This is a genomic window from Streptomyces sp. NPDC059696 (assembly GCF_042733745.1).
Classification (GTDB): Bacteria; Actinomycetota; Actinomycetes; order Streptomycetales; family Streptomycetaceae; genus Streptomyces.
Window position 1 is genome coordinate 33804 of the sequence record NZ_JBHWFG010000027.1, and the last position, 19594, is coordinate 53397.

The window sequence follows — 19594 nt, forward strand, 5'->3', positions numbered from 1 at the left end:
CGCGGGGCGGTGGGCACGGATCACCGTCGGGCGGTTCAGCGGGACACGGCGTCCACCAGTGAGGCCAGTGCCCTGCCGAGCCGCTCCAGCCCGGGCCCGGCGGGGCCGCCCGGTTCGGTCATGTAGGTGTCCCGGCGGATCTCCACCATGAGCGCGCTCACCTCGGGCCGCCTCCCGTGGAACTCCAGGGGGACGTAGGTCCCGCTGAACGGGGTGTCGAGTTCCGTCTCCCCGAACGCCTCCCGGGCCGCGTCCAGCAGTGCGGGAGGCGTGTGGAAGGAGTCGGTGCCGAGACAGACCGCCGGGCGGGGCCCCTCCCCGTGCAGCTCGTAGGGCAGCCTCCGGCTCGGGTAGGAGTGCACGTCGATGATCACAGCCCTCCCGGTGACGTCCAGCCGGTCCGCCACGGCCCGCGTCATCGCCCGCGCGTACGGCTCGAAGTACCGCGCGACGAGCGGCCCGGCATCGAAGCCGGCGGGCCGCAGCGCCCCGCCGTGCGAGGCCCGCGTGTAGACCGCCCCCATCCCGACGGCCAGCATCTCCTCCCGCTCGTCCGGGAACCGTTCCGGATCGACGACCAGCCGCGACAGCCGGTTGACGAAGCGCCACGGTGTGACGCCGGCCAGTCCGGCCGCCGTCGCGGCGATCTTTGCCGTGTGCGCGTCGGTGATGTGGTCGAGCTCCCGCTCCAGTTCCTCGTCACCGAGCACGATCCGCTCCCGCACGGCGTCGGGTATCTCCCGCGCGGAGTGCGGTACATGGAGGATCACCGGGGACCGCCCGGTCCCGGGCAGGAGCTCGAAGGGCGGCGGGGCGTCGGTCACGAGGCGGCTCCGGGACGTGGGTCCGATGGTGTTCGGCAGGGATCGAGGTCCCCGACGAGGCCGGGGAGGGCGGACACGGCTCCGCCCCGGCCGGTGCGCTGCCGGCCGGGGCGGAGTCGGAGGACCGATGCGGCCCGGGGCGTCAGCTCAGGGACGCCAGCGTCTCGTTCCACGTGGTGGACGGGCGCATGACCTCCGCGGCCTTGGCCGGGTCGGGCTGGTAGTAGCCGCCGATGTCGACGGGCTTGCCCTGGGCGCCGATCAGCTCGTCGACGATCTTCTGCTCGTTCGCGGCGAGCGTCTCGGCCAGCGGGGCGAAGGCCTTCGCCAGGTCCGCGTCGTCGGTCTGCCCGGCCAGCTCCTGCGCCCAGTACAGGGACAGGTAGAAGTGGCTGCCGCGGTTGTCGATGCCGCCGACCCGACGGGTCGGGGACTTGTCCTCGTTGAGGAAGGTCGCCGTGGCGCGGTCGAGGGTGTCGGCCAGCACCTGGGCGCGGGCGTTGCCCGTCACCTTGGCGTACTGCTCCAGGGACGGCACCAGGGCGAAGAACTCACCCAGGGAGTCCCAGCGCAGGTAGTTCTCCTTGACCAGCTGCTGCACGTGCTTCGGCGCGGAACCGCCGGCACCCGTCTCGAACAGGCCGCCGCCCGCCATCAGCGGGACGACCGACAGCATCTTGGCGCTGGTGCCCAGCTCCAGGATCGGGAACAGGTCGGTCAGGTAGTCGCGCAGGACGTTGCCGGTGACCGAGATCGTGTTCTCGCCGCGGCGGATGCGCTCCACCGACAGCTTGGTCGCCTCGACCGGATTGAGGATCCGGATGTCCAGGCCCTCGGTGTCGTGCTCGGCGAGGTAGGTGTTGACCTTGGCGATCAGGTTGGCGTCGTGCGCGCGGGTCTCGTCCAGCCAGAACACGGCCGGGTCGCCGGTGGCGCGGGCGCGGGTGACGGCCAGCTTCACCCAGTCCTTGATCGGCGCGTCCTTGGTCTGGCAGGCGCGGAAGATGTCACCGGCCGAGACGGCCTGCTCGACCAGGGCGGTGCCGTCGGCGTCGACCAGGCGGACGGTGCCCGTGACCGGGATCTCGAACGTCTTGTCGTGGCTGCCGTACTCCTCGGCCTTCTGCGCCATCAGACCCACGTTCGGCACGGTGCCCATGACGGACGGGTCGAAGGCGCCGTTGGCCCGGCAGTCCTCGATCACGGCCTGGTAGACGCCCGCGTAGGAGGAGTCCGGGATGACCGCGAGGGCGTCGTGCTCCTGCCCGTCCGGGCCCCACATGTGGCCGGAGGTGCGGATCATGGCCGGCATGGAGGCGTCGATGATGACGTCGGAGGGCACGTGCAGGTTGGTGATGCCCTTGTCGGAGTCGACCATCGCCAGCTCCGGGCCCTCGGCGAGCTCGGCGTCGAAGGAGGCCTTGATCTCGGCACCCTCCGGCAGGGCGTCCAGACCCTTCCAGATGCCGCCCAGACCGTCGTTCGGGGTGAGGCCGGCCGCGGCGAGCTTGTCGCCGTACTGCGCGAACGTCTTCGGGAAGAAGGCGCGCACCACGTGGCCGAAGACGATCGGGTCGGAGACCTTCATCATCGTCGCCTTCAGGTGCACCGAGAACAGCACGCCCTCGGCCTTGGCGCGGGCGACCTGCGCGGTCAGGAACTCGCGCAGCGCGGCGACGCGCATCACGGAGGCGTCGACGACCTCACCGGCGAGCACCGGTACGGACTCGCGCAGCACGGTGGTCGTGCCGTCGTCGCCGACGAGCTCGATGCGCAGCGCGCCGTCCTCGGCGATCACGACCGACTTCTCGGTGGAGCGGAAGTCGTTCTGGCCCATGGTCGCCACGTTGGTCTTGGACTCGGGGGTCCAGGCGCCCATGCGGTGCGGGTGGGACTTGGCGTAGTTCTTGACCGAGGCGGGGGCGCGCCGGTCGGAGTTGCCCTCGCGCAGGACCGGGTTCACGGCGGAGCCCTTGACCTTGTCGTAGCGGGCGCGGATCTCGCGCTCCTCGTCGGTCTTCGGGTCGTCCGGGTAGTCCGGCAGCGCGTAGCCCTGGCCCTGCAGCTCGGCGACGGCGGCCTTGAGCTGCGGGATGGACGCCGAGATGTTCGGCAGCTTGATGATGTTGGCGGCGGGCGTCTTGGCCAGCTCGCCGAGCTCCGCGAGGGCGTCCGGGATGCGCTGGTCCTCGGTCAGGTACTCCGGGAACACGGCGATGATGCGTCCGGCCAGCGAGATGTCGCGGGTCTCCACCGGGACACCCGCCTGCGATGCGTACGCCCGGACCACCGGCAGGAAGGAATACGTCGCCAGGGCGGGGGCCTCGTCAGTGTGCGTATAGATGATGGTCGAGTCAGTCACCGGGTGCTCCGCTCCACGTCTGCAACATTGCTCGACATCAAGATATCTCGTGGCCGACCTCGTCTCGACAGGGGTCCGCGACCGGTTTCGTGCAACCGATCGCCCCGCTGCCGTGTCTGGGAGAGAGATCACTCACTCCAAGCCACGGCCGGACCTGACCACCCGGCCGTCCGAGCGAAAGCGGACCATGAGATATCGCACCAGAGTGACGGCCCCCGCGGCCGCCCTGATCGGCACCGCGGCGGCGCTCACCACGGGGATCCCCGCCCAGGCCGCGCCCGGGACCGGCGCCACCCCCGGCGCCGAGACCCTCGGTGACTCCGTCTACCCCGCCCTCGGCAACGGCGGATACCGCGTCTCGGCCTACCACCTCGACATCGCCTACGACGCCACGACCAAACTCGTCGAGGCCACCGCCACCCTGACTCTCCGCACCACCCAGGCCCTGAGCCGCTTCTCCCTGGACGCGCGCGGCCTGGACATACGCTCCGTCCGGGTCGGCGGCCGCACCGCCGCCTTCGAGCAGGTGGCCGAGAAGCTGCGGATCACCCCCGCCCACCCGCTCGCGGCGAAGGCCCGGGTCAAGGTCGTGGTGGCCTACGGCGCCGACCCGCGCCGCACCCCGCCGCCCGCCGGCGGCTGGGTGGCCACCCCGGACGGCTTCGCGGTGTGCTGCCAGCCGGACCTGGCGCACACCGTCTTCCCCTGCAACGACCACCCCTCCGACAAGGCCGACTTCACCGTCCGGATCACCGTGCCCGAGGGGCTGCGGGGCGTCGCGAGCGGCACACCGGTGTGCACCGAGCAGCTGCCCGGCGGCCTGACCGCGTACACGTACCGCTCGCGCTCGCCGATCGCCACCGAGGTGGTGCAGATCACCGTCGGCGACTACGTGATCAAGGACCGGCAGGGCCCGCACGGCCTGCCGCTGCGCGACGTCGTCCCCGTGGCCCGGGCCACCGCCCTGGAACCGGCCCTGGCGCTCACCCCGGGCCTGGTGGCGTGGGTCGAGCAGCGGCTCGGCGCGTACCCCTTCGAGACGTACGGCCTGCTGCCCTGCAACAACGACGCCCCCGACGCCTTCGACTTCACCGGCCTGGAGACCCAGACCCTCACGCTCTACAAGCCGAACTACCTCCTCCAGGAGGAGAGCAAGATCGGCTCGCACATGATGCACGAGCTGGTCCACTCCTACTTCGGCAACAGCGTCAGCCCCGCGACCTGGGCCGACCTGTGGCTGAACGAGGGCCACGCCGACTTCTACGGACTGCTGTACCGCTACGAGCGCGGCTGGGCCGATTCGCTCGGCCTGACCACGCTGGAAGCGCGCATGAAGCACACCTACGCCCAGGGCGACCAGTGGCGTCGCGACTCCGGCCCGGTGGCGGCGCCCAACGCGGCCAACCTGTTCGACAGCCAGCGCTACCTGGGCGGCGTGCTCGTGCTGTACGCGCTGCGGCAGCAGGTCGGCGAGGCGGCCTTCACGGCCCTGGAGCGCACGTTCCTGGAGCGGTACCGCGACTCCACCGCCTCCACCGAGGACTACATCGCCCTCGCCTCGGAGGTCTCGGGGCAGGACCTCACCGGCTTCCTGCGGGACTGGCTGTACGGCACGAAGACGCCGCGGATGCCGGGGCACCCGGACTGGACGGTGACGCCCGTGAAGTCGTCCCTCGCGTCACCGCGCGACCGGAGGGACAGCCGCCACCACGAGAACTCCGCGACGCTGTAGCGGAAAGGGGTGCCCCGGCCGAGCCCTCGTGCCCCGGCCGGGGCACCCCCGGGCCCGCGCCGGCGTGCCTCAGTCGAGCCGGGCGGAGCTCAGGCCGCCCGGCTCGATCTCGCCCGTGCGCTGCTGCGGGATGACGACGCCGCCCTGCTGGAGCGCGACCGTGCGCGCCGGGGCGGGGATGCGGATGCCCTCCGCGCGGTAGCGCTTGTGCAGACGCTTGATGAACTCGTGCTTGATCCGGTACTGGTCGCTGAACTCGCCCACGCCCAGGATGACGGTGAAACCGATGCGGGAGTCGCCGAAGGTGTGGAACCTGATGATGGGCTCGTGGTCCGGCACGGCGCCCTCGACCTCGGTCATCGTCTCGGCGATGACCTCGTTGGTCACCCGCTCCACGTGGTCGAGATCGCTGTCGTAGGCCACTCCGACCTGGACCAGGACGGTGAGCTGCTCCTCGGGGCGCATGAAGTTGGTCATGTTCGCCTGCGCGAGCTGACCGTTGGGGAGCACGATGAGGTTGTTGGACAGGTTGCGGATCGTCGTCTGCCGCCAGTTGATGTCCTCGACGTAGCCCTCCTCGCCGCTGCTGAGCTTGATGTAGTCACCGGGCTGGACGGTCTTGGAGGCGAGGATGTGGATGCCCGCGAAGAGATTGGCGAGGGTGTCCTGAAGCGCCAGCGCGACCGCCAGACCGCCGACGCCGAGGGCGGTGAGCAGCGGCGCTATCGAGATGCCCAGGGTCTGCAGGACCACCAGGAAGCCGATCGCCAGGACCAGGATCCGGGTGATGTTGACGAAGATCGTGGCCGATCCGGCGACCCCGGAGCGGGACTGGGTGACCGTACGCACCAGCCCTGTCACGACCCGGGCCACCGACACGGTCGCCACGAAGATCAGCAGAACCGTGAGCACCTGGTTGGTGGTGTGCTGCACCGCCCGGGTCAGCGGCAGCACCGCCGCCGCGCCCGCCACGCCGCCCACGACCGCCGCCCAGGGCACCACGGCCCGCAGCGCGTGCACGATCACGTCGTCGCCGCTCCAGCGGGTGCGGTCGGCGTGCCGGCCCAGCCAGCGCAGCAGGACGCGCAGCGCGAACGCCGCCAGCAGGCCCGAGCCGAGGGCGATGCCGGCGAACAGCAGATCGTCCACGGTCAGTGCCCGGTTCACCGGTCACCTCCGGGGCGGGGAACCGCGGCGAACGCCGCCGCCTGCGGCCGGATGTGAAGTGTCATCACGTCGTCACCTGCTCGTCTTCCGGGATGTCAGAAGGTGCCCGACCACCCTGACCTGCGGTCGGCACGATCGTTCATCCTGCCGTATCCCGCACGGGGTTCCGTACCGGAGACGGGGGCGGACGAGGGTGAGTTGGTGCACACGGGGGCGGGAGCGGGCGGCGGTGGTCGTCCCACCCGGACGGATGCACCGCTGCGGCAGGCCGAAGTTCCTTCCGCGTGCACGGAGTCCGCGCGCTTGCCGGGTCAGATCACCTTCAGCCGGACCAGTGCCGCCAGCGTCAACGCGCCCGGCGCCAGCGGCAGCCAGACGGTGATGACCCGGAACGCCAGCACCACCGCGGTGGCGACCGCCGCCGGGCCGCCCGCCGCGACCAGCGCCACCACCAGCGCCGCCTCGACCGAGCCGATGCCGCCCGGCGTGGGCACCAGCGCGACGGCGACCGTCGCCGCCAGGTAGGCCACCGCCATGTGCGCGGCCGGGACGTCGAGCCCCAGCGCCCGCCCCACCAGCACCAGGACGGACGCCTGCAACGCCGGGAAGGCGAAGGAGCCGCCCCACAGCGCGAGGACCCGGGCGGGCCGGGTGTGCACCGCGCGCGCCTCGCCGAGCGCCGTCCGCAGGAAGGACACCAGGGCCGAACGCAACCGCCGTACGAGGGCGAGCACCGTCGCGGCGATCACCAGCACCACCGCGACACCGGCCAGCAGCGGGCCGAACGCCGTCTCCGGCACCAGCGTGCCGAGGCGCAGCGCGTCGGGGAAGGCGACGAGCAGGGCGCCCAGCAGCAGCACCCGGCCGGCGCTCTCGGCGAGCAGGTACAGGCCGAGAGCCGCCGAGGAACGGGCGAGCGGCAGCCCGCACACCGTCATGAACCGCAGGTTGACCGCGCTCGCACCCAGCCCGGTCGGCAGCAGGTGGTTGGCCGCGCCGGCCGCGAACTGCGTGGCCAGCAGCCGCCGTCGGGGCAGCCGCTCGACGACCGCACCCTGTCGGGTGCAGGCGGCGGCGACCCAGGTCAGGCAGGTCGCGCCGACCGCCGCCAGCAGCCAGGGCCACTCGGCGGTGCCCAGGTGCGCGAAACCGTCGGCCAGCACCGAACGGTGCCGCACCGCGACCACGGTGACGAGCAGGAGCGGGAGCAGGCACAGGATCTGCCGCAGACGGCGGGCCGGGACGCGACGGGGGAGTCGTCCCGGGCCAAGTTCGGGGAGTTGTACCGCTGTCACGTCTCCCGAGGCTGTCCAGGCCGTGCCAACTGCGGGTTGCGGGAGCGGGGACTGGGGATTGCGCGCCGGAAGCGGCTGGGTGGGGAGCGTCATCGGGGCCTTTGTGCGAAGGGGCGGGGAAGAGGGGGATCGGGCTGATTGTGCGGGATGTCGGGGCAATGTGCGAGCTTCCTTGACCTCAATATTGCTTGAGGTCCTACGGTCGTCCTCATGAGCATGGAGACCACAGCGTGGACACAGCTGCACAGCGTGATCAACGCCGAACAGGAGCGCCGCCCCTTCGCGTTGGCGACCCTGCGCCGCATCGGGGCCTTCGCCCGCCCGCACCGGCGCCGCATCGCCCTCTTCGTCCTGCTGGGCGTGGGCACCGCCCTGCTGGCCGTGGCGACACCCGTCCTGGCCGGGTGGGTCGTGGACACGATCGTGTCCCGCGGGGACGAGGACAGGGTCGTACGTCTCGCCCTGCTCATCGCGCTGATCGCGGTGGCGGAGGCGGCCCTGGGCATCCTGGGCCGGAGACTGTCGGCGACGCTCGGGGAGCATCTGATCCTCGATCTGCGGACCGCCGTCTTCGACCATGTGCAGCGCATGCCGGTCGCGTTCTTCACACGCACTCGTACGGGCGCTCTCGTCTCCCGGCTCAACAACGACGTCATCGGCGCGCAGCGCGCGTTCAGCAACACCCTCTCCGGAGTGGTCAGCAACCTCGTCACGCTGCTGCTCACCCTCGCGGTGATGCTCACGCTGTCCTGGCAGATCACCCTGCTGGCGCTGGTGCTGCTGCCGGTGTTCGTGATCCCGGCCCGCCGCATGGGCCGCCGCATGGCCCGGATGCAGCGGGAGGCGGCCACGCTGAACGCCGCGATGGGCACCCGCATGACCGAGCGCTTCTCCGCCCCCGGTGCCACGCTCGTCAAACTGTTCGGACGGCCGGAGGAGGAGTCGCGCGAGTTCGCCGAACGGGCCCGCCGCGTCGCGGACATCGGCATCCGCACGGCGACCGCCCAGGCGGCCTTCATCACCGCGCTCACCCTGGTCTCGGCCCTCGCCCTGGCCCTGGTCTACGGCCTCGGCGGCTGGTTCGCCCTGCGCGGCGCCCTGGAACCCGGCGCGGTCGTGTCGCTCGCGCTGCTCCTGACCCGGCTCTACGCGCCGCTGACGGCGCTCGCGGGGGCGCGTGTGGAGGTGATGAGCGCCCTGGTCAGTTTCGAGCGGGTCTTCGAAGTGCTCGACCTCAAGCCCCTCATCGAGGAGAAGGCGGACGCCCGTGCGGTGCCCGACGGGCCCGTCGCGGTCGAGTTCGACGACGTACGCTTCGGCTACCCCGCGGCCGACAAGGTCTCCCTCGCCTCCCTGGAGGAGGTCGCGTCCCTGGACGGCCGAGGCGGCGACGAGGTGCTGCACGGCCTGTCCTTCCGCGCCGAACCCGGTCAGACCGTGGCGCTCGTCGGCTCCTCCGGCGCGGGCAAGTCGACCATCGCGCAACTGATGCCGCGTCTGTACGACACCGACGAGGGGGCGGTGCGCATCGGCGGCGTCGACGTCCGCGACCTCACGGCCCGGTCGCTGCGGCAGACCCTGGGCATGGTCACCCAGGACGGCCACCTCTTCCACGACACCGTCCGCGCCAACCTGCTCCTGGCCCGTCCCGAGGCGACCGAGAGCGACCTGTGGGACGCCCTGCGCCGGGCCCGCCTCGACGACCTCGTACGGTCCCTGCCCGACGGTCTGGACACCGTGGTCGGCGAGCGCGGCTACCGCCTGTCCGGCGGTGAACGCCAGCGCATGACCATCGCCCGGCTCCTGCTGGCCCGCCAGCGCGTCGTCATCCTCGACGAGGCCACCGCCCACCTCGACAACACCTCCGAGGCCGCCGTCCAGGAGGCCCTCACCGAAGCACTCGAGGGCCGCACGGCCGTCGTGATCGCCCACCGCCTCTCCACCGTCCGCGCGGCCGACCAGATCCTGGTCGTCGAGGCCGGCCGGATCGTCGAACGGGGTACGCACGAGGAACTCCTGGCGGCGGGGCGGCGGTACGCGGAGCTGTACCGCACCCAGTTCGCGGAACCGGCCGCCGCCACGCGGGGCGAGGCGGTGGAGGACGCCGCCTGAGGCGTGAACGCCCGCCCGGACCTGTGCGTACTCCTGTCGAGCACCTGCCGAAGGACTCCCGGGAGCGATGCCGTCGACCCGCGGGGCGAGGCAGGTCGGCCAGTCGACGAGCACCGCACCCGGAGAGGCGACGTGTCCCAGCATCAACCGCCCGCACGACCCACCCGCCGCACCCCGCCCCGTGCCCGCCGGCCGCGCGCCCTCGCGGCGGCCGGCGCCCTGGCCGTCCTCCCCCTCGTCACGGCGTGTGGCGGCGGTGGCGACGGCAAGGGCACCGACGGCGGCAAGGCGGCACCGAGCGTGACCGCGGCCCCGGCCGCCGGAGTCGTCGCACCGGCCAAGGTGGAGGTGATCGCCGGGCTGACCGGCTGCAAGGCGGAGATCCGCATCGACGCCGACGAGCTGCGCCAGGGCCTGTGCCACACCGAGAAGGCCGACTACCTCATCACCACCTTCCCGAAGGAGAAGCTCAAGGAGACCTGGCTGGAGGAGGCGCGCGTCTACGGAGGCACGTACCTCGTCGGCACACGCTGGGTGGTCAGCGTGAAACCGGCGCTGCTGGAGTCCTTCCGCGCGAAGCTCGGCGGCACGATCAGGGAGCTGCGCGGCATCGGGCCCGAGCAGGGCGGAGAGTCACGGGGCAACGGCCCCGAGCAGCGCGGGAAGCCGTAGGGCCTCGGGGCCCGAGCCGGGCGGGGAGCCGTAGGGCTTCGGGGCCCGAGTCGGGCGGGGGAGGCCATGGGGCCTTGGGCCCTGAGCCGGGCGGGGAGCCATAGGGCCTTGGGCCCCGAGCCGGGCGGGAGGCCATGGGGCTTCTGGGCCCGAGTCGGGTGGGCGGTGGGTGGTCTCTTTCGATTTCGGCTGGTGGGCGTCATGATGGTGCGGCTCGGCACATGAGCCGCCCCCGCCGCGGCGGCATCGCAGATTGAGTTCGTCGTGGTCGCCACCTTTCGTCGCCACTCGCTCGCGGGCGAGATGCTGGTGCTGCAGCTCGCCATCGTCGTGGTGGTGCTGCTGGCCGTCGCCGCGGTCTCCCTCGCCCAGTCCCAGGCCACCTTCAATCGCGTCGAAGGACGCCGGGTGGGCGCGCTCGCCGAGCAACTGGCCGCCAACCCCCTGGTGCGCAGCCAGCTGGTGCGCCCCGCGCCGGGGGAGGCGCTCGCCCCGCTGGTGCTCGCCACCCAGGCGCAGTCGGGGGTGACCTCGGTGACGGTGGCCGACGTGGAGGGACGCATCGTCAGTTCCACGAACCCCACGGTCGTCGGGGAGCGACTGCGGCTGGGACCGGGCACGGCCCGCGGGCGTGGCTGGTCCGGGCAGTTCACGCTGGACGGCGACCGCGAACTGGCCGCGCAGGTGCCGGTCCTCGGGGCGAGTGAGGAGAACCTGGGCGAGATCCTCGGCACGGTGATGATCGGTGAGGCCGATCCGACGGTGTGGCAGCGGCTCAGCGGCGCCTCCTCCTACCTGCTCGCCTATCTGGGCATCGCCAGCGGACTCGGTGTGGCCGGCTCCTGGCTGCTCGCGCGGCGGGTGAAGCGGCAGACCCTGGGGCTGGAGCCGCGCGAGATCGCCGGGCTCGCCGAGCACCGGGAGGCAATGCTCTACGGGATCGCCGAGGGCGTGATCGCCCTGGACCCGCAGCACCGGCTCACCCTGGTCAACGCCATGGGCCGCCGCCTGCTCGACCTGCCCGAGGACTGCGTCGGCCAGAGCCTGGAGGGGCTCGGCATCGACGGGCGGCTGCGCGACGTGCTGGCCGGCACCGCCGCCGGCGAGCGCGACGAGGTCGTCGTACGCCACGGCAGGGTCCTGGTGATGAACCGGATGACCGTCACCAAGGACGGGCGGGCCCTCGGCTCGGTCACCACCCTGCGCGACCGTACCGAACTCGCCCGGCTGGAACGGGAGATCGGCTCCTTCCGCAGTTCCTCGGAGCTGCTGCGCGCACAGGCGCACGAGTTCGCCAACCAGCTGCACACCATCTCCGGGCTGATCCAGATCGGGGAGCAGGACGAAGTCGTGGCCTACATCCGCGCCCTGAGCCGGCACCGCCAGTCCCTCGACGTGTCCCTCAGCCGCCGTGTCCGGGACACCGCGGTCGCCGCGCTGCTGACGGCGAAGGCCTCCCTCGCCGCGGAACGGAAGGTCAGCCTGCGGATCTCGGACGACACCGCGCTGGAGCGGCTGACCCCCGAGGACGCCGCCGATGTGGCGACCGTGGTCGGCAACCTCGTGGACAACGCCGTCGACGCCGCCGCCGCGCGCCACGACGCCTGGGTGGAGGTGGCGCTGCGGCAGGACGCCTCCAGCGTGGAGATCGTGGTCCGTGACTCGGGGCCGGGCGTGGCTCCGGAGCTGGCCCGCGAGGTCTTCTCCCACGGTTTCACCACCAAGGCCGCCCGGGAGGGCGAGCGCGGCATCGGACTGGCCCTGACCAAGCTGGTCTGTGAACGGCACGGGGGAGAGATCTCGGTGTCCAACACCCCTGAAGGGGCGGTGTTCACCGCGCGGATGACGGTCGGCCACCTCACGGGCACGGTGGCGGAAGGAGCAGCCCCATGACCGGGACGGGCGACAAGGCGGACGCGATCGACGTCCTCGTGGTCGACGACGACTTCATGGTGGCCCGGGTCCACCGCGCGTACGTCGAACGCGTCGAGCCGTTCCGGGTCGTCGGCACGGCCCACACGGGCGGACAGGCCATCGAGGCGGTCGACGCGCTGCGCCCCGACCTCGTCCTGCTGGACCTGTACCTCCCCGACCTCTTCGGGCTCGACGTCATACCGCGGCTGCGCACCGCGGGGCACGACTGCGACGTCATGGTCATCAGCGCGGCGACGGAGGCCGGGACGGTGCGCGGGGCCGTCCGCCGGGGCGTGGCCGACTACCTCCTGAAACCCTTCGACTTCGAGGATCTGCGGCTGCGCCTGGAGCGCTACGCGGTGCAGCGGGGCAGGCTGCTCACGACGGTGGTCCGCGGCCAGGCGGACGTGGACCGCGTCCTGGCCGGCGCGTTCGGCCCGGCACCGGCCCCCACCCTGCCCAAGGGCATGAGCGTGGAGACCGCCGAGCTCGTCGAGCGGGCCCTGCGCGCGGCGGAGGGCACCCTGTCCGCCACCGAGTGCGCCGCCGCCACCGGCGTGTCCCGGGTGAGCGCCCGCCGCTACCTGGAGTACTTCCACGGCATCGGCAGCGCGGAGGTGTCCCTGCGCTACGGCGCCGCCGGCCGGCCCGAACGCCGTTACGCCTGGCGGGCCTGAGCCGTCACGGGCCCGGGCACACGATCAGGCGTGGGTGGTGAGGTAGCCGCCCATGGAGGTGAAGTACTCGGCCGCGGGAAGCTCCCGGCCGTCCTCGGTGCGTACGCGGGTCAGGGCAAGGCCGCGGTTGCGTCCCGTACGGGCGTCGGCGCCGGCGACGATCACCACGCCCTCGCCCTCGCGGTAGAAGATCCGGCCGGGGGTGCCGCCGTAGCGGCCCTCGGAGACGCGCGAGGCCAGGACCTCCAGCCGCTTGCCCCGGTGGAAGGTGTAGGCGCTCGGGTACGGCTCGGACTGGGCGCGCACCAGGCGCTCCAGGTCCTCGGCCGGCCAGCTCCAGTCGATGCGGCTGTCCTCGTCGGCGCGCTTGTGGAAGAAGGACGCCTGCGAGCGGTCCTGCCGCGTGAACTCGGTCCGTCCTGAGGCGATCAGCCGGAGCGCGCCGATGGTGACGGGGGCGATGAGGTCGACGGTCTTGTGGAAGAGGTCGGTCGCGGTGTCCGTGGGGCCGACCGGCACCGCCTCCTGCCGGACGATGTCGCCGGCGTCGAGCTCGTCGTTCATCATGTGCGCCGTGACGCCGACTTCCGGCTCGCCGTTGATGAGCGCCCAGATCAGCGGGGAGAACCCGGCGTACTTCGGCAGCAGCGAGTCGTGCACGTTCAGCGTGCCGTGGCGGGGCAGGCCGAAGATGCGCGGGGGGATCCAGGTGCGCCAGTTGTTGGCCACGATGATGTCCGGGTCGGCGTCCCGGAGGCGCTCGAACAGCTCGTCGTCGTCCGGGCGGTTGCGGATCAGCACCGGGACACCGTGCTCCTCGGCGAGGTCGGCGACCGAGTCGCTCCAGATCTTCTCGTAGGCGTGCTCGCTCCGGGGGTGGGTCACCACCAGCACCACGTCGTGCTCGGACTCCAGGAGGGCTTGCAGGGTGCGATGCCCCCAGGTCTGGTAACCGAACATGACGACCCGCATGGGGTTCCTCCTCAGAGCGCGGTGGTGGCCGACGCAAGTAAAGCAAGCCTTACCTTAGTGCGCAACGGCCTTATGGAATGGATCAGTTGACGAGATCGCCCCTCGGGGCGTGTCCGTTTTGCCCTGTCGACACCTCCATCGGTTTAGCTTAGGCTCACCTAAGTTCGTTGGCGTGTCGCGTCGTCGGCACGCCCGCCTCCCCTTCCCCACAGCTGACACGCGCGGCTGCCCCGCACGATGGGAGTGACATGTCGCAGGTTCTTCCTGATGACGCATCGCCGGTCCACGACCTGATCGGTATCGGCTTCGGGCCGTCCAATGTGGCCATGGCGATCGCGCTCCGCGAGCACAACGCCCGCGCCGGCAGGCAGGAGGCCGTCACCGCTCACTTCTTCGAGCAGCAGCCCCGCTTCGGCTGGCACCGCGGCATGCTCATCGACGACGCCACCATGCAGGTCTCCTTCCTCAAGGACCTGGTGACGCTGCGCAACCCGGCCAGCGAGTACAGCTTCCTCTGCTACCTGCAGAGCAAGGGCCGGCTGATCGACTTCATCAACCACAAGAACCTGTTCCCGCTGCGCGTGGAGTTCCACGACTACTTCGAGTGGGCCGCGGCCCAGGTCGACGACATGGTCTCCTACGGTCACGAGGTCGTCGGGGTCGCGCCCGTGACCCGGGACGGCGTCGTGGAGCACGTGGAGGTGACCGTCCGGTCGGGCGGCGGCCTCGAGATCCACCGGGCCCGCAACCTCGTCATCGGCACCGGTCTGCGCCCCCTTCTGCCCGAGGGCGTGGAGCGCGGCGAACGCGTCTGGCACAACTCCGAACTGCTCGCGAACGTCGACCGGTTGGAGGGCACCTCGCCCACCCGGTTCGTCGTCGTGGGCGCCGGGCAGAGCGCCGCCGAGAACGTCGCCTACCTGCACCGGCGCTTTCCCGGGGCCGAGGTCTGCGCGGTCTTCTCCCGCTACGGCTACAGCCCCGCCGACGACAGCGGTTTCGCCAACCGGATCTTCGACCCGCAGGCCGTCGACGAGTACTTCGCCGCGCCCGCGGACGTCAAGCGCCGGCTGATGGACTACCACGGCAACACCAACTACTCCGTGGTGGACATCGACCTGATCGACGACCTCTACCGGCAGTCGTACCAGGAGAAGGTGCTGGGCACCGAGCGGCTGCGGTTCCTCAACGTGTCCCGGCTCACCGCCGTCAAGGAGACTCCGACGAGCGTCCGTGCCTCGGTGGCCTCCCTCGTCACCGGCGAGGAGACCGACCTGGACGCGGACGTCGTGGTCCTCGCCACCGGCTACAGCCCCGTCGACCCCACCGGCCTGCTCGGTGAGGTCGCCGACCGCTGTCTGCGCGACGACGAGGGCCGCGTCCGCGTCGAGCGGGACTGGCGCATCGCGACCGATCCCGCCCTGCGCTGCGGCATCTACCTCCAGGGCGGCACGGAGCACACGCACGGCATCACTTCGTCGCTGCTGTCCAACACCGCCGTCCGGGTGGGCGAGATCCTGGACTCCCTCCTCGGCCGCGGAGCCGGGCCCGCCGCGGACCGCGGGCACACCCTCGCCGACGGCACGGGCAGCGCCACCCGTTAGCGCTCCGCGCCGGTCGTCCGGTTCCCCGCGCCCCTTCGGGCGTCGCAGGAGCCGACTCGTCAACCCGCCCACCGCGCAAGGGAGACCGTACGTCGACATGGGCACGACTGCCGCAGTGGAGCGCCCTTCGGCCAGGGGCTCGGCCCCGGTCCACCGGCGACGGGCCGTGGGACTGGCCGCCCTGGTGACGTCCCTCGTGATCGCCGCCGCGCTCTCGCTGGCCGTCGGCGCACGGGCGCTGAGCCCCGCCGAGGTGTGGCACGGGCTGTTCGACGCCCCCGATCCCGACCGGCGGCTCACGGAGATCAGACTCATCGTCGAGACGGTACGGGTGCCCCGCACGGTCCTCGGGATCGTCGCGGGTCTCGCCCTCGGGGCCGGCGGGGCGCTGATCCAGGGGTTCACGCGCAACCCGATCGCCGACACCGGACTGCTGGGCGTGAACGCCGGCGCCTCGTTCGCGGTCGTGGTGGCGATCTCCGTGTTCGGGCTCGGCGATCCGTTCCAGTACGTCTGGTTCGCGTTCGCCGGGGCCGCCGTCGCCGGTGTCGTGGTGTTCGGGCTGGCGAGCATCGGACGCGGGGCGGGCAACCCGCTGACGCTGGCCCTGGCCGGCCAGGGCGTCACGGTGTTCCTCGCGGCGATGACCACCGCCGTCGCGCTGTCGGACCAGGCCGCGCTGAACGCCCTGCGGTTCTGGAACGCGGGCTCCCTCGCCGGTGTCGGGTTCGACGTCATCGGGCCGGTGACGGTGTTCATCGGCGCCGGGCTGGTGCTGGCCGTGAGCACACTGCCCTCGCTCAACCTGCTCAACCTGGGGGACGACGTGGCCAGGGGGCTGGGCGTGAACATCGCGCTGAGCCGGACCGTCGGCATCACCGCCGTCACCCTGCTGGCGGGGGCCGCGACGGCCGCGTGCGGTCCCGTCGCCTTCCTCGGTCTGATGGTCGCCCACGTGGCCCGGTACCTGACCGGTCCGGACTACCGCTGGCTGGTGCCGTACGCCGGGCTGCTCGGGGCCGTCGTGCTGCTGCTGTGCGACATGGCCGGCCGGCTGGTGGTGCGGCCGGGCGAACTGGACGCCGGTGTCCTCGTGGCGCTGCTCGGCGCCCCCTTCTTCGCGGTGCTCGTCCGGCGCGGAAAGTTCAGGAAAGCATGAACGTGACCGAGGTGAGGGCGTCCCTGCCGCCGGGCGTGCGGCTCGGCCGGATGTCGTTCGTGTGGCGGCCCTGGCCCCTGTGCGTCACGCTGCTGCTCGCGGCGGCGACCTTCCTCGTGTTCTGCGTGTCGATCGGCGTCGGGGAGTTCCCGATCGGCCTCCCGCGGGTCGTCGCCACACTCTTCGGGCGGGGCGAACAGGTCGACGCGTTCGTCATCATGGACCTGCGGATGCCGCGCGCTCTGGCCGGCGTCGTCGTGGGTGTCGCGCTCGGGGTGTCCGGGGCGCTCACGCAGTCCGTCGCGCGCAACCCGCTGGCCGCCCCGGACGTCCTGGGGGTCACCTCGGGTGCCGCGGCCGTCGCGGTGTTCCTGGTGACGGTCACGGGCGGGACCGCCTCGGCGATCGCCGACTCGGTGGGCCTGTCGGCCGCGGCGCTCGCGGGCGGGCTGGGCACCGGCCTGCTGGTGTACTTCCTGGCGTGGCGGCGCGGGGTGGACGGCTTCCGGCTCATCCTCATCGGCATCTCGGTGAGCGCCGTGATGGAAGCGATCACGACCTGGCTGCTGGTCACCGCGGACATCCGGGACGTGGCCCGGGCCCAGGCGTGGCTGGTCGGCTCGCTGGCGGACCGCTCGTGGGGCGAGGTCCGGACGGCCCTGTGGTGCGGACTCGCCCTGTTGCTCGTCGTCTCCTGCGTCGCCTTCCAGTTCAGGCCGATGCACTTCGGCGACGACGTCGCAGCGGGCCTCGGCGTCCGGTACGCGAGGGTGCGGGCGACGCTGCTGCTGTGCGCGGTCCTGCTGGCCGGTGTGGCGGTGAGCGCGGCGGGGCCGGTCCCGTTCGTCGCGCTGGTGGCGCCACAGCTGGCGATGCGTCTGACCCGCTGCCCCACGCCGCCGCTGGCGGCCTCGGGCCTGACGGGTGCCCTGCTGCTGACCGGCTCGGACCTCGTCGCGCGTACGGCGCTGCCGGTCTCGCTCCCGGTCGGGGTGGTCACCGCCGCGATCGGCGGACCGTTTCTCGTGTATCTGCTGGTGCGGGCGAACCTGCGCTAGAGGGACCGGAGTCAGGTGGATCCGAACAAGGGGGGACCCGTGGTCGCACAGTCCGTCACCGAGGCCGCGGTCGGGGGCGCTTCGCGGCTGGCAGCCCGAGGCGTCACGGTCGGCTACGGCGGCCGGGTCGTCATCGACGAGCTCGACGTGGCGATACCGCCCGGTGTGATCACCACGATCATCGGCCCCAACGGCTGTGGCAAATCGACCCTGCTGAGGACGCTGTCGAGGCTGCTCAAGCCGGCGCGCGGGACGGTCGTCCTGGACGGCGAGGACATCGGCGGGCTCAAGACCCGTGACGTGGCGCAGAAGCTCGGCCTGCTGCCGCAGACACCTCTCGCCCCGGAAGGGCTGACGGTGGCGGACCTGGTCGCCCGGGGCCGCCATCCGCACCAGAGCTGGCTGCGGCAGTGGTCGTCCGACGACGCCGACGTGGTGGAACGCGCCCTGGCCATGACCGGGGTCTCCGACCTGGCCGACCGCCCGGTCGACGCGCTGTCCGGCGGGCAGCGCCAGCGCGTCTGGATCTCGATGACGCTGGCTCAGGGCACCGATCTGCTGCTGCTGGACGAGCCGACGACCTACCTGGACCTGGCGCACGCCCTCGACGTCCTGGATCTGGTGGACGACCTGCACGAGTCGGGCTGCACCGTCGTGATGGTGCTGCACGACCTCAACCTGGCCGCCCGCTACAGCGACAACCTGGTGGTGATGCGGGACGGCTCGATTTTGGCGCAGGGGCATCCGCGTGACGTCGTCACCGCCGAACTGCTGCACGAGGCCTTCGGGCTGCGTGCCCGGGTGATCGACGACCCGGTCGGCGACCGGCCGCTGGTCGTGCCGATCGGGCGGACTCACGTACGGCCGGTCCACATCCCGGAGCGGAAGGATTAGTAAGGCTAGGCTAGCCTCACCAGGGCGCGGTAAGGTGTGGCTGCCCTCAGGCACGGGCGCAGCGAACCGGCGCGACAGCAAGGGGATGTGGATGCTCCTGAATCGAACGACGCCCGGGAAGCCGTGGCGTCGGCTGGCGGCGGCCCTGTCCGCGGCCGCCCTCGGGGTCGGTCTCCTCGCGGGATGCGGTTCCGGCCCGGCGGACACGGCGGACGGCGAGGGCGGGAACACGCGGGCCGCGACCGCCGGCGACTTCCCGGTCACCGTGGAGCACGCCTTCGGATCCACCACCGTCGAGAAGGCACCGCAGCGGGTCGTCTCCGTGGGCTACACCGACGACCAGACCGTCCTGGCCTTCGGCATCAAGCCCGTCGGCATGGTCGACCAGTACCCGAACCCGCCGGGCAGGAGCCCCGACATCAACACCCAGTGGCCCTGGGTGAAAGACAAGTGGGGCGACACCAGGCCCGAGGTCGTCATGAAGAACGGCGACTCCGGCCCCCATTACGAGAAGATCGCCGCCCTCCGGCCCGACCTGATCGTCGCGGTGTACTCCGAGATCGACAAGGCCGCCTACGACAAGCTCTCCAGGATCGCCCCCACGGTGGCGCGCACCAAGGGCGAGAAGGAGCCCTTCAGCGCCCCCTGGCAGGACAACGCCCTGCACATCGCCAAGGCCCTCGGCCGGGCCGAGGAGGGCCGGAAGATGGTCGACGGCATCCAGGGGCAGCTGGACGCGGCCAGGAAGGCGCACCCCGAACTCGCCAGGGAGACCGCCGTCGCCCTGTCCTGGTACAAGGACTCGGTGGCGCCCTTCACCTCCACGGACGTGCGCGGCCGGCTCGTCACGGGCATCGGCTACACGTACCAGACCGAGATCGACAAGATCGCTGACGGCGGCTTCTACACCACGCTCTCGCCGGAGCGGGTCGACCTGGTCGACGTCGACCACATCTTCGTCATCAACGACAAGGCCGACACCGAGGCCCTCAAGAAGTTCAAGCTGTTCGCCAACCTCGACGCCGTGCAGAAGGGCGACGTGTCCTACCTGCTGGACAGTGAGGGGCCGGCGGTCGGCGCCGCCATCTCCCAGGGCACGCTGCTGTCCATGCCCTACGCCATCGACGAACTCGTCAAGTCGGTCGAGTAGGG

General features: G+C 71.8%; 15 protein-coding genes. 10 read left to right on the forward strand and 5 right to left on the reverse strand.

Annotated elements, in window-relative coordinates:
* Positions 1 to 35: 35 nt before the first annotated feature.
* Both ACFV20_RS26490 and ACFV20_RS26495 read right to left on the reverse strand, forming a co-directional pair.
* Positions 36 to 824 carry an N-formylglutamate amidohydrolase gene (locus ACFV20_RS26490; RefSeq protein WP_385660371.1) on the reverse strand — a complete coding sequence of 263 codons (789 nt, stop codon included), beginning with the start codon at positions 822 to 824 and terminating at the stop codon, positions 36 to 38.
* 142 nt (positions 825 to 966) lie between these two features.
* Positions 967 to 3186 carry an NADP-dependent isocitrate dehydrogenase gene (locus tag ACFV20_RS26495; protein WP_385660374.1) on the reverse strand — a complete coding sequence of 740 codons (2220 nt, stop codon included), beginning with the start codon at positions 3184 to 3186 and terminating at the stop codon, positions 967 to 969.
* Positions 3187 to 3373: 187 nt separating this feature from the next.
* On the opposite strand from ACFV20_RS26495, the gene ACFV20_RS26500 reads away from it, so the two are divergent.
* Positions 3374 to 4918, forward strand: a complete 1545-nt coding sequence (locus tag ACFV20_RS26500; protein ID WP_385660376.1) for a M1 family metallopeptidase — start codon at positions 3374 to 3376, stop codon at positions 4916 to 4918.
* Positions 4919 to 4987: 69 nt separating this feature from the next.
* Here the strand turns inward: ACFV20_RS26500 and ACFV20_RS26505 are convergent, their stop codons facing one another.
* Complete coding sequence (locus ACFV20_RS26505; protein WP_385660378.1) at positions 4988 to 6085, reverse strand: mechanosensitive ion channel family protein; 1098 nt, start codon at positions 6083 to 6085, stop codon at positions 4988 to 4990.
* 311 nt (positions 6086 to 6396) lie between these two features.
* Complete coding sequence (locus ACFV20_RS26510; RefSeq protein ID WP_385660521.1) at positions 6397 to 7296, reverse strand: YbhN family protein; 900 nt, start codon at positions 7294 to 7296, stop codon at positions 6397 to 6399.
* A gap of 300 nt (positions 7297 to 7596) precedes the next feature.
* Here ACFV20_RS26510 and ACFV20_RS26515 point away from each other — a divergent pair, with 300 nt between their 5' ends.
* The 4 genes from ACFV20_RS26515 (at position 7597) to ACFV20_RS26530 (ending at position 12755) form a co-directional block, all read left to right on the forward strand.
* The gene (locus ACFV20_RS26515) at positions 7597 to 9492 is read left to right on the forward strand and encodes an ABC transporter ATP-binding protein (protein WP_385660524.1); all 1896 of its coding nucleotides are present in this window, start codon (positions 7597 to 7599) and stop codon (positions 9490 to 9492) included.
* Between the two features lie 132 nt (positions 9493 to 9624).
* Complete coding sequence (locus tag ACFV20_RS26520; protein WP_385660381.1) at positions 9625 to 10164, forward strand: hypothetical protein; 540 nt, start codon at positions 9625 to 9627, stop codon at positions 10162 to 10164.
* 264 nt (positions 10165 to 10428) lie between these two features.
* Positions 10429 to 12057 (forward strand): ATP-binding protein, encoded by a 1629-nt coding sequence (locus ACFV20_RS26525; protein WP_385660384.1) that lies wholly within the window; start codon positions 10429 to 10431, stop codon positions 12055 to 12057.
* Entirely contained in the window at positions 12054 to 12755 is a 702-nt protein-coding gene (locus ACFV20_RS26530; protein WP_385660387.1) for a response regulator, read from the forward strand. Before ACFV20_RS26525 ends, ACFV20_RS26530 begins: the two co-directional genes overlap by 4 nt.
* Positions 12756 to 12779: 24 nt before the next feature.
* On the opposite strand, the gene ACFV20_RS26535 is transcribed toward ACFV20_RS26530, so the two are convergent.
* Positions 12780 to 13727, reverse strand: a complete 948-nt coding sequence (locus ACFV20_RS26535) for a methionyl-tRNA formyltransferase (protein ID WP_385660389.1) — start codon at positions 13725 to 13727, stop codon at positions 12780 to 12782.
* A gap of 248 nt (positions 13728 to 13975) precedes the next feature.
* Here ACFV20_RS26535 and ACFV20_RS26540 point away from each other — a divergent pair, with 248 nt between their 5' ends.
* From ACFV20_RS26540 to ACFV20_RS26560, 5 genes are all read left to right on the forward strand, one after another.
* Positions 13976 to 15331: a lysine N(6)-hydroxylase/L-ornithine N(5)-oxygenase family protein gene (locus ACFV20_RS26540; RefSeq protein WP_385660391.1), complete on the forward strand. Its 1356-nt coding sequence runs from the start codon at positions 13976 to 13978 to the stop codon at positions 15329 to 15331.
* Positions 15332 to 15428: 97 nt separating this feature from the next.
* Complete coding sequence (locus ACFV20_RS26545; protein WP_385660394.1) at positions 15429 to 16490, forward strand: FecCD family ABC transporter permease; 1062 nt, start codon at positions 15429 to 15431, stop codon at positions 16488 to 16490.
* Positions 16487 to 17548, forward strand: coding sequence for a FecCD family ABC transporter permease (locus ACFV20_RS26550; RefSeq protein ID WP_385660396.1), 1062 nt, complete (start codon positions 16487 to 16489; stop codon positions 17546 to 17548). Before ACFV20_RS26545 ends, ACFV20_RS26550 begins: the two co-directional genes overlap by 4 nt.
* A 39-nt stretch (positions 17549 to 17587) precedes the next feature.
* Positions 17588 to 18442, forward strand: a complete 855-nt coding sequence (locus ACFV20_RS26555; protein WP_385660398.1) for an ABC transporter ATP-binding protein — start codon at positions 17588 to 17590, stop codon at positions 18440 to 18442.
* Between the two features lie 91 nt (positions 18443 to 18533).
* Positions 18534 to 19592 (forward strand): iron-siderophore ABC transporter substrate-binding protein, encoded by a 1059-nt coding sequence (locus ACFV20_RS26560; protein WP_385660401.1) that lies wholly within the window; start codon positions 18534 to 18536, stop codon positions 19590 to 19592.
* The last annotated feature ends 2 nt before the right edge of the window (positions 19593 to 19594 follow it).